Source organism: Pseudocitrobacter faecalis, from assembly GCF_965231525.1.
In the GTDB taxonomy this organism is placed as follows: Bacteria; Pseudomonadota; Gammaproteobacteria; order Enterobacterales; family Enterobacteriaceae; genus Pseudocitrobacter; species Pseudocitrobacter faecalis.
Genome location: NZ_CBDDNJ010000002.1, coordinates 1,258,727 through 1,272,568, shown reverse-complemented (window position 1 = coordinate 1,272,568; position 13,842 = coordinate 1,258,727). Strand labels below are relative to the sequence as shown.

Below are 13,842 nucleotides of genomic sequence, written 5' to 3'. Positions count from 1 at the left end.
CTTATCCGTTGTCGGCCATATTGAGCGCTTTACGCAAAATAAAGGGACAGACAATTAAAAATGCATATTCCGGGCTAAATATCGAACCGGTAAAAAACAGCGATATTGGCGTAAAAAGAAACAACTGCACGCGGAAATTGCGATTATTCCCAAAAGCGTTAATTGTCATCTTTCCGACATTAATCATGTACCATGCCGTCAATATCACTGCAAACCACGAAAAATAAATAATGAGCAGATACAAACCATTGTCTATTGTTTTTCCGACATCCGCACCGTTAAAGATTCCGAATGATGCCACATATTCATAAAGAGAACCGAAACGCACAATACCATCAATATTGGTTAACGAATAACCTACCATTACCAGTGGACCTATTATACGGTAATAGGATGATGATCCTTCCGTCCCCAGATCGCCCAGACGCTCAGATATATACGGAAAAGCAAACACTAAACCGACCAAAAATACAGCCAACGAGATAATCGCCAGCGGCAGTTTTTTCTTAATGGCGTCTTTGTTCAGATACTGAAAAGCCCACTCCAGCAAATAGAACAGAATAAACGTCATTACCCCGGAAAATGATCCTGAAAGAATAATCCCTGCCAGAATCATAGCATCTGCTTTAGGGGTTTTGATACCGAACTGTTTGATACAGAGCCAAATTGAGATTAACGCCAGAGCGAAGAATGCCGGTTCGAAATAAAGTGCCGTGGTACGCTTGCCGCCGAACTTGATAAAATTCAGAACATAGCTGTTACTGTATATAAGATATTTCGAAATTGTCTCCATCAGGCTACTGCCTCCGGAGACGATAATTTGCAGCATCTCGACAGCGGCCAGCATGACGATGACGCCAATCACCATATAAAAGCCACGCAAAATTTTGCGGTGGTTATGTGGCGAGATAACCTTGAAGCGAATACTCCATACCATACCGACAATAATCACGATATAGACAAACAGCATCGTCGAGGTAACGTACTTACTGGCATCGTAAGACTGGCCGAACAGATAGTTAAACAGCGTCAACCCTGCCCCCGCGCCGAGTGCAATCATCAACTTTTTCAGGTTAATCAGGTCAACGTAGAGTAAAAGCAGCAGCGGCAAAAAGGTCACAACGGTGATGGGAAAGCTCTCGCCGATCTGGGCGATTTTGACGTTAACCAGCAGGTAGATTAACGGTAGCAGGAGATAGCTACAGATTCTGATAGAACGAGACATACTCCTCCAGCATCTGTTGACCACTGTAGGCCTGGCGGCTACGGGCGCTGAACTGCGCAAGCGTGGTGCCGAAAATCGCCTGAGCGATGTCTGCTTTCGGCAACTGCGCAAGACGCAGAACGTCGCTGTCATCAACCGTATGTCCACCCGATTTGCTCAGCACCTCCTGCGCAGCATCACTGTGAGTCGCAATAACCGGCACGCCAATCGACAGCGCTTCACACAGGATCAGCGGATAGTTATCGACGCGTGAACTGAACAGCAACGCATCCATACCGTGAAGTTGGCTCATCAACTGGCGCTTATCGGTCAGGAAGCCATGATTCACCACGTTATCGGCATTAAACGGTGAGAATTTGCCGAAGGTATGCACCTCCACTTTATCGCCAAGGGCCATCAGCGCCTGCACCAGTTGCTGATTGGTTTTCCCGTCGTAGCGCAGGTCATGGGCCACCACGGCAATTTTGGGACGCTGTGAGTTTGCCGCTTTTGGCTGAAGATCGGCCAGAATGGTTTCCGTCGCCACATCAATGCCGTTGTTAATCACCAGACAGCGCCCCGCACCGTAAAGGGTGTTAAAGGCATCGGCTACGTGATGGCTGGGCGAAATAAAGTTGCAGCCCAGCGTCAGCATCTGGCGAAACAGCGCGCGTTTCTCATCAACCTGCAGATGAGCACGATCGACTTTTACCGGTGGGTAATTACTGAGAGTCGGGCATTGCGCACAGCCGTGCTTCCACCCTTCACAGCCGTCAAGAAACGCGCAGCGACCGGTAACGCTCCAGTGATCGTGCAGCGTCCAGACGAAGGTGACGTCCGGTTTATGCGCTTTTACGCGCTGGCAAAATTTCACCACCTCTGCCAGATTGAGCCAGTAGCTATGCAGCACATGAAAATGCAACACCACCGGGCCGGTAGTCTGTACCACCGTGCGATATAACCCGTTCAGATTGCCGAACAGATCGCGATTCAACAGGCGAAACAGCGCCAGGTTGGCTATTGAGGTGGCGCGCGCCGTATGCTTAATCACATTCGGGTAGCGGTCATGGCTTTCGCTTTTTTTGCCGCCTTTGCCATAGCCGTAGATAAACTGCGAGTTCATTCCCAGCTGTAGCGCGCGCTGATGGAGATCAAGCGCCACGCCCGCCGCGCCGCCTTCAGCCAGGCGAACGTTAAATTGCATAATATTCATTTCAGTACCTTCACCCGCGCTTTCTCACCCACCACCAGCGCATGGTCGGGAATGTTATCCAGCACGACGCTGCCTGCGCCGATGGTGACCTGATTGCCAATCGTAATGTCACCGATAATCACCACGTTGGCCCCGAGTTCCACGCCATTGCCAATCACAGGACACGCCAGGCTGTTCGGGCCACGATTACCGATGGTGACGCCGTGGCGAATGGTAAAATCATCGCCCGCCACCACGTTCTTATTGATAACCACGGCATAACCGTGGTGAATGGTAAAGCGGCGACCAATCGTCGCGGCGGCCTGAATTTCGTAGCCAAACAGACATTCAGTCACGAAGCGATAGAGCAGCAACACCGGTGCGGCCCACAGATTGTTGAGCACATTTTTCTTACGCCACACGGTGCAAAAATGGGCGATACGATACGCCATCACCATGCAGCACGGGCGCAGACTCCAACTGTTCGCGCGCAAATCTTCCAGCATGATTATTTCCCCCGCAGCCCGTCGGCAAGGCGTTTGCCGTTGCGCACAGAAAACAGCGTCAACAGCGTGCGCCAGTTCATGCGTTTATTGCGGATTTGATACAGGGTGAAGAGCTGGTACTTCTTGCTTGCCCGGTCAAATTTGTCTTTGTGTTTGCGGTAAAAATGGAAGTAGCCGGAAAACTTTTTCGGCGAATTGGTGATTTGCATCTCGCCGTGGTTGATGTGCAGGATTTGTGTGGCTTCTTCGATTTTCCACGGCTCACCGTAGGCCACTACCATCCGCAGGAAAATGTCGTAATCCTGTGCCGCTTTCAGTTGTGTATCGAACAGGCACTCTTTAAAACGCCACGCCGAGCTAAACACCTGGTTGCCGACAATATTGCGTTTGTAGAATAACTTGCGGGAAAACGGCGATTTCGGATACAGCGGCAGGCTCGCGGGCTGCGAGTAGACTTCTCCCTGGCAAAGATAGTCGTTGGCATACAGAAACGCGTGGGTCACCAGTTGATGCTTTTGTGCGAGAAACACCGACAAACGATTTGGCGTCCATTCATCGTCGTCATCAATACCGGTGATGAACTGGCCTTTCGACTGCATAATGGCCTGGTTACGCACCGCGCACGCGCCGGAGTTCACATCGTTATGGATGTAGCACACGCGCGGATCGTTCAGTTCGCTCACAAATTGCTGAAGCTGTTCGTAGGATTCGGAACAATCATCAACAATAATCATCTCCCAGTTTGGGTAATCCTGGCGCAGCACCGATTTGATGGCGCGGATAGCCAACTGCTGGCGATTCCAGGTCGGCATATAGATAGAGATCAATGGATTTTCTGTGGTCATGAGGATCCCCCGGAGAAGCAAAGTCATGGCATTTTTCCCCTCACCCCGGCCCTCTCCCTCAGGGAGAGGGAGAAAACCAGCACCGACCAGTCCCCTCTCCCTGCGGGAAAGAGTTAGGGTGAGGGCAAACACACCTTATTTAGAATCAGATTTATATTCGTACTCGTAGTAGCCGTAATCCTGATACCCCGTCGCGCGACGGAAGATTGAGTTCAGGATCACCCCTTTCACATTGATGCCGTTCTGCTCAAAGCGGCTGAGGCTGGTTTCCACTTCTTTCAGGGTGTTAACCGCATAGCGCGCCACCATCAGGGTGGTACCGGCATGGCGACCCACAATGGCCGCATCGGTGACGGCCAGAATAGGCGGCGTATCGATCAGGATCAGGTCATAGTTGGCGCTGGCCCAGGCCATCAGTTCACTGAATCGCTCGCTCATCAACAGCTCCGACGGATTCGGCGGCACCTGACCGCGCGGCACCAGGTCGAAGTTGTTAATGGATGTGCGTTTGGCACTGGACGCGATATCCGCTTTGCCCACCAGCACTTCCGATAACCCATTGTCATTGCTGGTGCCCAGCAGTTCGTGGGTGTAACCCTTACGCATATCGCAGTCGATCATCAGCACGCGCTTGCCGGTCTGGCTGATAACTGCCGCCAGGTTGGCACAGACAAAGGTTTTACCGATCGACGGGCTGACGCCGGTCATCATCAGCACTTTATTGCCCGCCTGCATCATGGCGAAGTGCAGACTGGTACGCAGACTGCGCACCGCTTCGATCGCCAGATCCGTTGGGTTACCCACCGCCAGCAGTTGGCTCTGTTTATAGCGCTTAACGCCTTTCACCGTTTTCACGCTGTCACGCGCTTTTTGCCATTCCGACAGCGGGATGCTGGCATAAACATTGATACCGTGCTCTTCCAGCACCTGCGGGCTTTCGATACCGCGGTTGAACAGCGAACGCAGCAGCACGCCAACAATCGAGAGCATCAGGCCGAGGATCAGGCTGCCGAGAATAATCAGCGCTTTCTTCGGCTTCACCACGCCCGGTTGAGCAATCGCCGGGTCGACGATACGCACATCCCCCACGGTGCTGGCTTCGGTGATTTTCAGCTCCTGCTGTTTATTCAGCAGTTGCATGTAAACCTGTTGGCCGGATTCCACATCACGCGTTAAACGCACTATTTCCTGCTGGGTTTTCGGCATCGCGGTCACTCGTTTCGACAGGCGAGCTTTCTCTTCTTCCAGCGCCCGGCGTTTTTCCAGCAGCGTGCGGTAAGCCGGGTGAATACGGGTGTAGAGCTTGGAGATTTCCGCTTCTTTGAAGGTCAATTCGTTAAGCTGCGCATCAATGTTAACCATTGAGTCGAGCACGGATTTCGCTTCCAGCGGCAGGTCAACCGAGTCTTTCTGCTGGCGATAGGCGTTGAGATTATTTTCTGCGACGTCCAGATTGTGGCGCACCACCGGCAGTTGTTTATCGAGGAAGGCGAGACTCTTCGCCGCTTCTTCAGATTTACGCGCCACGTTCTGTTCGAGGTAGTTACGCGCAATGCTATCGAGGATCTTGCGGATCTGCTCTTTATCTTCTCCGGTAATGCTGAGGGTCAGCACGCCGGAATCTTTACCATCTTCCGTGACGCTCAGGCTGTTTTGCAGTGAGTTAATCATGCCGAGCGTGGAGAATCGCGTCAGGGTAAACGATGCGCCTTCATGAGCGGCAATCGCCGTCACCAGCAGCGACACGCCACCTTTTTCCAGCGGTTTACCCACCTCGCCCTGCGCGCTGAAGCCATCGTCATTGCTCAGTTGATAGCGCGTCGGGCTCAGCACATCCAGCGTAAAGGTGCTCTCCGCCATCGACTGTGGGCGATTGAAGGTGGTGACTTTGACCGTTTCGTTTTTACGCCCCATCAGGCGATCCCATCCTGCACCGATCAGCGGGAAGGTGTTTTTCTCAACCGAAATATCGAGGTCAAGGTCGTCGACGGTTTTGCCCAGCACCAGACGCGAGGTGATCATTCTGATCTCCGCGTCGGACGCTGGCGGTTTATTGCTCAGCGCGCTGCTGATGTCCTGCACCAGCGCGCTGCCCTGATTTTGTTCAATACGCACCAGCGCATCGGCGCTGTAAATCGGCGTCGCAAATAGGGTGTAGATAATGCCAACCAGCGTAAACACGCCGGTAATACCCAGCACCCACCATTTCGCTTCGATGACCGTGCCCACAAGACGACCAATATCAATTTCATCACTGCCCGTGGTCTGCGGGGCTATCTGTTTTACTTTTTCTGTCATTGTTATCCCTGCTGAGCTTTCAGTGCCTGCGCCCACTGTTGAGCAGACCGGTCGAGTAACTGATATACCGCTTCAAAGGCTTCGCGGCTTTTGCGATAGGGATCGGGAATGTCGCGTTCATCATCCCAGTGCCCAAACAGCATCACCTTGCCGCGCATTTCCGGCGCGAGGTCATGCAGTTTCGAGATGTGGCGGCGTTCCATTGCCAGAATCAGGTCATACTCCCGGCACATTGCGCCGGAAATTTGGCGGGCACAATGCCCGTCAAGCGAGAGTTGATGGTCTGCTGCCACGCTCACCGCGCTGGCATCCGCCCCCTTCCCCACCAGCGCGCCCAGACCCGCAGACGCAATGGTGAGTGACGGCAAATGGCTTTTCAGCAGACGCTCTCCCGTTGGGGAACGACAAATGTTCCCCACGCATACCACTAGAATTTTGTTAAACATGGCCGCTTACCAGGTGTGAATGTCTTTTGCCGTGTCCGTCATGTAGCGAACGCCACTGATGGTCGGCAACAGTTGATTGATCAGACGGTTCCAGCGCGTTACCGGCGCGGTCGTCACGTACACGACGTCATACGGCTGCAGTACGAAGTTGGTCGCCATCACCAGCGAGGTCGCATCGGACATATCAAGCTGATAAACGTTCGCCATCTTGCCGTTGTTGCCCTCTTTGGTCGGACGGATCACGAAGATACCGCTGGCATTCGAAGAGGTGAGATCTAACCCTTCCGCCTGGCCCAGCGCTTCGGTCAGCGTCATACCGCTGAAGTCCATTTTGAGGGTGCTCTGTTTTTTCACTTCGCCCATCACGAACACTTTCAGGTCGTCGTTGCGCGGCACGAAGAGAATGTCGCCCGGATACAGCAACCGGTTCTGTTTCAGGTCGCCGTTCTGCATCAGCGCCTGAATCGAGATACGCTCTTCGCGTCCGTTATGCGTCAGCACCACGTTGCGCCAGTCCGCCATATCGGTCAGGCCGCCTGCGGCGTTGATGGCATCCAGAACGGTCAGCGGCACGTTAGTAATCGCCTGCTGGCCGGACTTGTTGACCTGGCCAGACACATAGGCTTTTTGCGAGCGGAAGGCGGCGACGTTCACATCTACCTGTGGATCCGTGATATAGGCGGCCAGACGCTGGCTGACAATCTGCCGGATTTCAGAGAGGGTTTTGCCTTTTACGTCAACTTTGCCGACGTAGGGGTAGAAAATGGTGCCGTCAGGCTGCACCCAGTTCCCGGTATCGCTTGAGCTGCGATACTGGCCAGCCGGGGTGGTGAGTTCCGGGTGATCCCAGACGGTAACGTTCAACACATCCCCCGGCCCCACGCGGTACTGGTAATTGCTTAACTCCTGATCCAGCGAAGTATTTGGCTGTGCGACATTTGGACGCGGACGCAGTTGTTCAATCAGTCGCGGGGTCAGCGGATAAACATTCACCATCTTGTCGATGTCAAAATCAGCGTCTTGCTGTTTAATGACATCTTTCCCGTAGGTAGACATATTGCTGCCAGGAAAGACGGTGCAACCACTCATAAAGGTTACCGACACCAATAATGGCATCAATTTTAGTTTGGATTTCATCATTGATTATTTATCACTTTGGCAGAGAAATTATCCTGTGCGAATTAAATAAACCCGAACATCTCCATTACCTGAGCATTCAGAATGCATTTAATCGTGCGTGAATATAAATGGCATATATCCTAAAAAAGATCGTATTCATCCGCAGGCTATTGACAGAATAATCGAGGCTGATTATCTCGCCTTCAGGCACGCTACCGCCCTTGGCTTTAAGCTACCAAATCACCTAAAATTCAGAATGTTAGAAATAGGTCAACATTTTCAGCATTGAATAAAGATTAGTCCTGGCATTAAAACTTCTGGCCGATAAATACCCGCCGGATACGTTCCCATACCTTTTATCATTCAATGCCGGAAGAATTGTTGCAGCAATGCAAACAGCAGGCAAGGTAACGTCTCCTTAAAAATAGTTTTTAAGAATAATATTAAGCACCACAAAAACAATTTTTTAGGATTTTATTTATATTGACATACGGGAATGGTTAATAATATCTGAATAGCGCTATCTTCACCCATTGAGTATTTTTATAATAAACAGGAGTAACCATAAGGTTTTATTTCTGTGAGACTCTCATTTTTAGTCGGACAAATCTCAGGGAAACATTGCAATTTGCGCTGGCTTTATCCATGATCGAAGTGTGACAAATGTCATATGACTTAAGGTATTAAACAACGTATGGAATGGATTGCCGATCCCTCAATCTGGGCGGGTCTTATCACGCTTGTCGTCATCGAGCTCGTTCTCGGGATTGATAACCTGGTGTTTATCGCCATCCTCGCAGAAAAGCTGCCTCCGGCGCAGCGCGACCGCGCCCGTGTCACCGGCCTGATTCTGGCAATGTTGATGCGTCTGGTGCTGCTGGCCTCAATTTCCTGGCTGGTTACGCTCACCAAACCGCTTTTTGTGTTCCGCGATTTAAGCTTCAGCGCGCGTGACCTCATTATGCTGTTCGGCGGCCTCTTCCTTCTCTTTAAGGCCACCGTCGAACTTAACGAACGGCTTGAAGGTAAAGACAGCGATAATCCCACCCAGCGGCGCGGCGCGCGTTTCTGGGGCGTCGTCGCACAAATTGTGGTGCTGGACGCCGTCTTCTCGCTCGACTCCGTCATTACGGCAGTCGGGATGGTTGATCACCTGGCGGTCATGATGGCGGCGGTGATTATTGCCATCAGCCTGATGCTGCTTGCCAGTAAATCCCTCACCCGTTTTGTCAACAGTCACCCGACTATCGTTATTCTTTGTCTCAGCTTCCTGCTGATGATCGGTTTCAGCCTCGTTGCCGAAGGTTTTGGCTTCGCCATCCCGAAAGGCTACCTGTATGCGGCGATTGGCTTCTCGGTGATGATTGAAGCCCTTAATCAGCTGGCGATCTTTAACCGCCGCCGCTTTCTGTCGGCAAACCTGACGATGCGTCAGCGTACCACTGAAACGGTAATGCGCCTGCTGAGCGGTCGCAAAGAGGACGCCGAACTGGATGCCGATAGCGCATCCATGATTGCCGATAACCGGGACGATCCCATCTTCGAGCCGCAGGAACGGATGATGATTGAGCGTGTACTCAACCTCAATCAGCGTACCGTCAGCAGCATTATGACCTCGCGCCACGACATCGAGCACATCGACCTCAGCGCCCCGGAAAACGAAATCCGCGCGCTGCTGGAGAAAAACCAGCACACGCGTCTGGTGATTACCGGCGGCGATGATGAAGAAGAGCTGTTAGGCGTGGTACACGTCATTGACCTGCTGCAACAGTCTCTGCGCAACGAGCCGCTGGATCTGCGTGCGCTCATCCGTCAGCCGCTGGTCTTCCCGGAAACGCTGCCGCTGCTCTCGGCACTGGAACAATTCCGTAGCGCGCGTACCCACTTCGCGTTCGTGGTTGATGAATTTGGTTCAGTGGAAGGCATTGTGACACTCAGTGACGTTATGGAAACTATCGCCGGCAATCTGCCGAACGAAGTGGAAGAGATTGATGCCCGCCACGATATCCAGCGCAACCCGGATGGTACCTGGACGGCAAACGGCCATATGCCACTGGAGGATCTGGTGCAGTACATTCCGCTGCCGCTGGACGACAAACGTGAGTATCACACCATTGCCGGGCTACTAATGGAACATTTGCAACGCGTACCGAAAGCGGGTGAAGAGGTACAAATTGGCCCCTTCACGCTGAAAACGTTGCAGGTTGAAAGTCACCGCGTGCAAAAAGTACAGATAATCCCACCGCCACAGGAAGAGGATGAACTGAACTACGAGGTGTAGTGCCTATAAGGGCTGATTATTAATCAGCCCTTTACTCTTCTTGTCTTCTATCAATTTTCCCACACATTTCTTCTGCCCCACCGCGCACATTTGCCCTACGCTTATACACGAGCCCTTTTTTCAGGTGGGCCATGACCACCGCATTCATTAATGAGATAACATTATGGAATTAAAGGATTATTATGCGATTCTGGGGGTTAAACCAACGGACGATCTGAAGACCATCAAGACCGCCTACCGCCGCCTGGCGCGCAAATATCACCCCGATGTCAGCAAAGAAAACGATGCCGAAGCCCGCTTTAAAGATCTCGCCGAAGCCTGGGAAGTATTGAAAGACGAGCAGAAGCGCGCTGAATATGACGAGCTCTGGGCGCATCGTAACGATCCGCATTTTGGCCGCCAGCAGCAGGGCCATGAACAGAGCTACAATCAGCGAGATTTTGACGATATCTTCTCTTCGATGTTTGGTCAGCAGGCGCATCACGCCCGCCGTCAGCGCGCCTCACGCGGCCAGGATCTGGAAATTGAAGTGGCGGTGTTCCTCGAAGAGACGCTGGCCGAGCAGCAGCGCACCATCAGCTATAAGGTGCCGGTGTATAACGTTTTCGGCATGGTTGAACAGGAACTGCCAAAAACACTGAACGTGAAAATCCCTGCGGGCGTCAGCGACGGGCAACGTATTCGCCTCAAAGGCCAGGGCACGCCGGGCGAAAATGGCGGGCCAAACGGCGACCTGTGGATGATTATTCACATCGCGCCGCATCCGTTGTTTGATATCGTCGGCCACAATCTGGAGATTGTTCTTCCTTTAGCACCGTGGGAAGCCGCGCTGGGCACCAAAGTGGAAGTACCAACGCTCAAAGAGAGCATTCTGCTGACCATTCCAGCGGGCAGTCAGGCCGGCCAACGGTTGCGGATTAAGGGCAAAGGCCTGGTCAGTAAAACCGTCATCGGCGACCTGTTTGCGGTGATTAAAATCGTGATGCCGCCGAAACCGGATGAGAAAACGAGCGCGCTGTGGCAACAACTGGCTGAGAGTCAGGCCAGCTTCGACCCGCGTAAAACCTGGGGGAAAGCATAATGACCACCGTAACTGTAACCTTAACCGTCACGGAATTTTGCCTGCGCACGGGCGTATCGTCTGATGAGCTGAATGAAATTGTCGGGCTGGGGATGATTGAACCGCAGGTCTCTCAGGCCCAGGAGTGGTTGTTTGATGATCACGCGGCGGTGGTGGTACATCGCGCAGTGAGACTGCGTCATGAGCTGGAACTGGACTGGCCGGGGATCGCTGTCGCGTTGACGCTACTGGATGAAAATGCGCGACTGGCGCGGGAAAATGAACGGCTGAGACAACGGCTGGAGCGGTGGTAGAGTTGGCCCCCTCTCCGGCAGGGAGAGGGGGCAGAGTGTGCAAATCTACATGTTCTGCGCTGGTTTTCTCCCTCTCCCTGTGGGTGAGGGCGGGGTGAGGCGGACGTGTCTTAATGACTCTCTAAAAACTGCTTCACATCCTTCCCTGACTGGCGGTCTTTATTTTTCTCCGCCCAGTCGCTCAAACGACGGCGCGCTTCGCTTTGCAGATGTTTACGCAGCGCCTGATCCACCTGAAGACTGTAATTGAGCGCCTGCCATTTGCCGTAGACGCGCAGTGGGATAGCCGTTTCTTTCAGGATTTGCACCAGGGAGCTCTGGCCCTGCCAGCCGTCAACGACACGGACGTTAAACTGCATATCGCCCTCTTCTTTGACCAGATCCAGCGCACCTTTGCCATCAACCGCCAGCAGCGGCGACTCGCCCTGCATATTGCTCAGGGTCAGTTTGCCATGATCCAGGCTGAACGCGGTGGTCAGATTATCAAGACGCGTGGCGCTGTCGTAGCTTTCCTGCGCTTTGACATCGGCACTGCGCTCGACCGCCTGCTGCACCAGTTGCTGGAAGTTGAGCCCCTCCGCACGCACGTCTTTCAGAGAGATATCTGCCTTCCCTTCCCAGTTGCGGCGGAAGCTCTCCGCGTCAATCGCCGTACCGGCAAACTCGCCGTCCAGCGTTAAGCGCCCGGTCAGTTCGATAGGATAGTTAAAGGCTTTCAGCAGGCTGCCAATCTGGACGTTCTCAAGTTGCGGGTGGAATTCCGCCGCAGGCGTGACTTCCCGGGCATCCAGTTGGCCAGGCAGTGAGAGTTTCCCGCCGTCCAGCGTGCCTTCAAGCTGGGTAATATCCAGCAGACCACGCGTATTGGTCGCCTGATGCGCGACGTTGGTAAAGTTCATCCCGCGCCAGGTCACCTGTTTGGCGACCAGAGAAAGCGTGCCATCAAAGCTTTTCAGACCGCTGTATTGCGGAACGCTGTCGCTGTTGGCAATGACCGGGCGTGCCTGTTTCGGCGCGCTCTGGGCCTGCTGGCCACCGTTGGCGTCGGTCAATGTCGCGCTGCGCGTTAACAGATTATCGAGATTGAGCTTGTCAGACTGTAAATCGAGCGTCCATACCGGATGGTCGCTCAATACCACGCTGCCTGAGCCGCGCAGTGAGCTGTCGTTAGCCGTAAAATTGATGTCGCTGAAGCTCAGCGTTTTCTGCTCTTCCTGCCAGCGTGCATTCACGCTGCCCGCACCACTGATGCCCTGGGAAGGCAGGTCGGCGCCCTGAAGTTGCCAGGTGATTTGCGAGAGTTGCGCGTCCAGACGGTGCGGATAATCTCCGGCCTGGATACGCGCGGTAAGCGCCAGCGCTAAGTCACGCTGATCGCGATTGATGCGACCAGAAAAATCGAGCGTGGCCAGATGATGTTCGTCCTGCTCCATCTCCAGACGAATATCGCGCACCGTTATCTGCTCATCATCGGCATGCTGGAACACCAGCACGCTATCGGCCACCTTAAGACGGGAGATATCAAATGACCAGCCGCGATCTTCCGGTACCAATGGTAAGGTGTTTTCTTTCGGCACTACGGGCGTATGTTCAACCGGTGCGGCTTCACTTTGCGGCGTAAGTTGAATCACTCCGCCCTTAAGCATCACCTGTTTAACCTGTAACTGGTGCGAAAGCAGCGGCAACAGCGCCACGTCCAGACGCATGTTATCGGCGCGCACCAGCGGCTCCGTCGCGCCCGGCGCGGTGAGACGCATTCTGCCGGACAAAATGCTGAGCTGCGGCCAGACGTGCCAACGCAGCGGGCCATCCAGCTGAAGCTGATAGCCGCTACGTGCTTCGACCTGCCGCACCATATAGCTGCGGAAATCGTTCGGGTTGACCAACAGAACCAACGCCGAGAGGCCGGCGATAAGCACCACCAGCAGAATCATCAGCGTCGTTAAAATACGTCTCATGGTATCCTCACCAGACCAGCTTCAACTCAGTCTTTATCAATACGACTGGCGACCGCGCCCTGCTGGTCACGGTACTTCGCGTCTTCACGACGGTTGTAGGGGCGTGCTGCCGGGCCGGAAAGCGGCTCGAAGCTCAGCGCGCCAATCAGCATCCCCGGACGCAACGCCAGCGGCAATTTACCGGAATTATAGAACTCAAGCACGATACAGCCTGACCAGCCCGGATCGATCCGGTGCGCGGTCACGTGAACCATCAGGCCAAGACGCGCGAGGGAGGAACGACCGTCAAGCCAGCCGACTAAATCCGCAGGCAGCGTGACCGATTCCAGCGTCACCGCCAGCGCCAGTTCACCCGGGTGCAAATAAAACGCATCACCTTCTGCGAGAACGATCTCTTCGCTCATCACGCGGTCGAGCGCCGCGCTGACTTCCGCTTTCGGGCCGCTCAAATCAATATAGGCGGCAGTATGACCGCTGAAGGTACGAAATTTATTGCCCAGGCGCACATCGACCGTCGCGCCATTAATACGCTCAACGGGAGGACGCGGGTTAATCGCCAGTCGGCCTTCATCCAGCCAGGCTTCAATATCTCGGTCACACAGACGCATGCCATTCTCCT

12 protein-coding genes are annotated in these 13,842 nt (G+C 53.6%); 3 read left to right on the top strand and 9 right to left on the bottom strand.

Annotation, left to right across the window (positions count from 1 at the left end; genetic code table 11):
- Position 1: 1 nt before the first annotated feature.
- The 7 genes from wcaD to ACOXYR_RS06520 all read right to left on the bottom strand — a co-directional run bounded on the left by wcaD (position 2) and on the right by ACOXYR_RS06520 (position 7,631).
- The gene (gene wcaD, locus ACOXYR_RS06550) at positions 2-1,225 is read right to left on the bottom strand and encodes a colanic acid polymerase WcaD (RefSeq protein ID WP_421356390.1); all 1,224 of its coding nucleotides are present in this window, start codon (positions 1,223-1,225) and stop codon (positions 2-4) included.
- The gene (gene wcaC / locus ACOXYR_RS06545; protein ID WP_108473743.1) at positions 1,200-2,417 is read right to left on the bottom strand and encodes a colanic acid biosynthesis glycosyltransferase WcaC; all 1,218 of its coding nucleotides are present in this window, start codon (positions 2,415-2,417) and stop codon (positions 1,200-1,202) included. Before wcaC ends, wcaD begins: the two co-directional genes overlap by 26 nt.
- On the bottom strand, positions 2,414-2,902 hold the full coding sequence (gene wcaB, locus ACOXYR_RS06540) for a colanic acid biosynthesis acetyltransferase WcaB (protein ID WP_421356389.1): 489 nt from the start codon (positions 2,900-2,902) through the stop codon (positions 2,414-2,416). The genes wcaC and wcaB overlap by 4 nt, the downstream gene beginning before the upstream one ends.
- 2 nt (positions 2,903-2,904) lie before the next feature.
- A complete protein-coding gene (gene wcaA / locus ACOXYR_RS06535; protein WP_407731306.1) occupies positions 2,905-3,747 on the bottom strand; it encodes a colanic acid biosynthesis glycosyltransferase WcaA in 843 nt (280 codons plus the stop codon).
- 135 nt (positions 3,748-3,882) lie between these two features.
- Positions 3,883-6,045, bottom strand: a complete 2,163-nt coding sequence (gene wzc / locus ACOXYR_RS06530; RefSeq protein ID WP_113857230.1) for a tyrosine-protein kinase Wzc — start codon at positions 6,043-6,045, stop codon at positions 3,883-3,885.
- Between the two features lie 2 nt (positions 6,046-6,047).
- Entirely contained in the window at positions 6,048-6,491 is a 444-nt protein-coding gene (wzb, locus tag ACOXYR_RS06525) for a low molecular weight protein-tyrosine-phosphatase Wzb (protein WP_108473739.1), read from the bottom strand.
- Positions 6,492-6,497: 6 nt separating this feature from the next.
- Positions 6,498-7,631 carry a polysaccharide export protein gene (locus tag ACOXYR_RS06520; RefSeq protein ID WP_108473738.1) on the bottom strand — a complete coding sequence of 378 codons (1,134 nt, stop codon included), beginning with the start codon at positions 7,629-7,631 and terminating at the stop codon, positions 6,498-6,500.
- A 673-nt stretch (positions 7,632-8,304) separates the two neighbouring features.
- Here ACOXYR_RS06520 and ACOXYR_RS06515 point away from each other — a divergent pair.
- The 3 genes from ACOXYR_RS06515 (at position 8,305) to cbpM (ending at position 11,265) form a co-directional block, all read left to right on the top strand.
- Positions 8,305-9,891 (top strand): TerC family protein, encoded by a 1,587-nt coding sequence (locus tag ACOXYR_RS06515; protein WP_407731307.1) that lies wholly within the window; start codon positions 8,305-8,307, stop codon positions 9,889-9,891.
- A gap of 163 nt (positions 9,892-10,054) precedes the next feature.
- Positions 10,055-10,972, top strand: coding sequence for a curved DNA-binding protein (gene cbpA, locus ACOXYR_RS06510; RefSeq protein WP_421356388.1), 918 nt, complete (start codon positions 10,055-10,057; stop codon positions 10,970-10,972).
- Entirely contained in the window at positions 10,972-11,265 is a 294-nt protein-coding gene (gene cbpM / locus ACOXYR_RS06505; RefSeq protein WP_113857232.1) for a chaperone modulator CbpM, read from the top strand. The genes cbpA and cbpM overlap by 1 nt, the downstream gene beginning before the upstream one ends.
- A gap of 110 nt (positions 11,266-11,375) precedes the next feature.
- Here cbpM and asmA read toward each other — a convergent pair whose 3' ends face one another.
- Positions 11,376-13,223, bottom strand: coding sequence for an outer membrane assembly protein AsmA (gene asmA, locus ACOXYR_RS06500; RefSeq protein ID WP_421356387.1), 1,848 nt, complete (start codon positions 13,221-13,223; stop codon positions 11,376-11,378).
- A 26-nt stretch (positions 13,224-13,249) separates the two neighbouring features.
- On the bottom strand, positions 13,250-13,831 hold the full coding sequence (dcd, locus tag ACOXYR_RS06495) for a dCTP deaminase (protein WP_015963821.1): 582 nt from the start codon (positions 13,829-13,831) through the stop codon (positions 13,250-13,252).
- Between the last annotated feature and the right edge of the window lie 11 nt (positions 13,832-13,842).

What these genes read in the sequence shown, in the direction of transcription:
- dcd (WP_015963821.1), bottom strand. Translation starts at nt 13,831, where the DNA reads ATGCGTCTGTGTGACCGAGATATTGAAGCCTGGCTGGATGAAGGCCGA.
- cbpM (WP_113857232.1), top strand. Translation starts at nt 10,972, where the DNA reads ATGACCACCGTAACTGTAACCTTAACCGTCACGGAATTTTGCCTGCGC.
- ACOXYR_RS06520 (WP_108473738.1), bottom strand. Translation starts at nt 7,631, where the DNA reads ATGATGAAATCCAAACTAAAATTGATGCCATTATTGGTGTCGGTAACC.
- wcaD (WP_421356390.1), bottom strand. Translation starts at nt 1,225, where the DNA reads ATGTCTCGTTCTATCAGAATCTGTAGCTATCTCCTGCTACCGTTAATC.
- cbpA (WP_421356388.1), top strand. Translation starts at nt 10,055, where the DNA reads ATGGAATTAAAGGATTATTATGCGATTCTGGGGGTTAAACCAACGGAC.
- wzb (WP_108473739.1), bottom strand. Translation starts at nt 6,491, where the DNA reads ATGTTTAACAAAATTCTAGTGGTATGCGTGGGGAACATTTGTCGTTCC.
- asmA (WP_421356387.1), bottom strand. Translation starts at nt 13,223, where the DNA reads ATGAGACGTATTTTAACGACGCTGATGATTCTGCTGGTGGTGCTTATC.
- ACOXYR_RS06515 (WP_407731307.1), top strand. Translation starts at nt 8,305, where the DNA reads ATGGAATGGATTGCCGATCCCTCAATCTGGGCGGGTCTTATCACGCTT.
- wzc (WP_113857230.1), bottom strand. Translation starts at nt 6,045, where the DNA reads ATGACAGAAAAAGTAAAACAGATAGCCCCGCAGACCACGGGCAGTGAT.
- wcaC (WP_108473743.1), bottom strand. Translation starts at nt 2,417, where the DNA reads ATGAATATTATGCAATTTAACGTTCGCCTGGCTGAAGGCGGCGCGGCG.
- wcaB (WP_421356389.1), bottom strand. Translation starts at nt 2,902, where the DNA reads ATGCTGGAAGATTTGCGCGCGAACAGTTGGAGTCTGCGCCCGTGCTGC.
- wcaA (WP_407731306.1), bottom strand. Translation starts at nt 3,747, where the DNA reads ATGACCACAGAAAATCCATTGATCTCTATCTATATGCCGACCTGGAAT.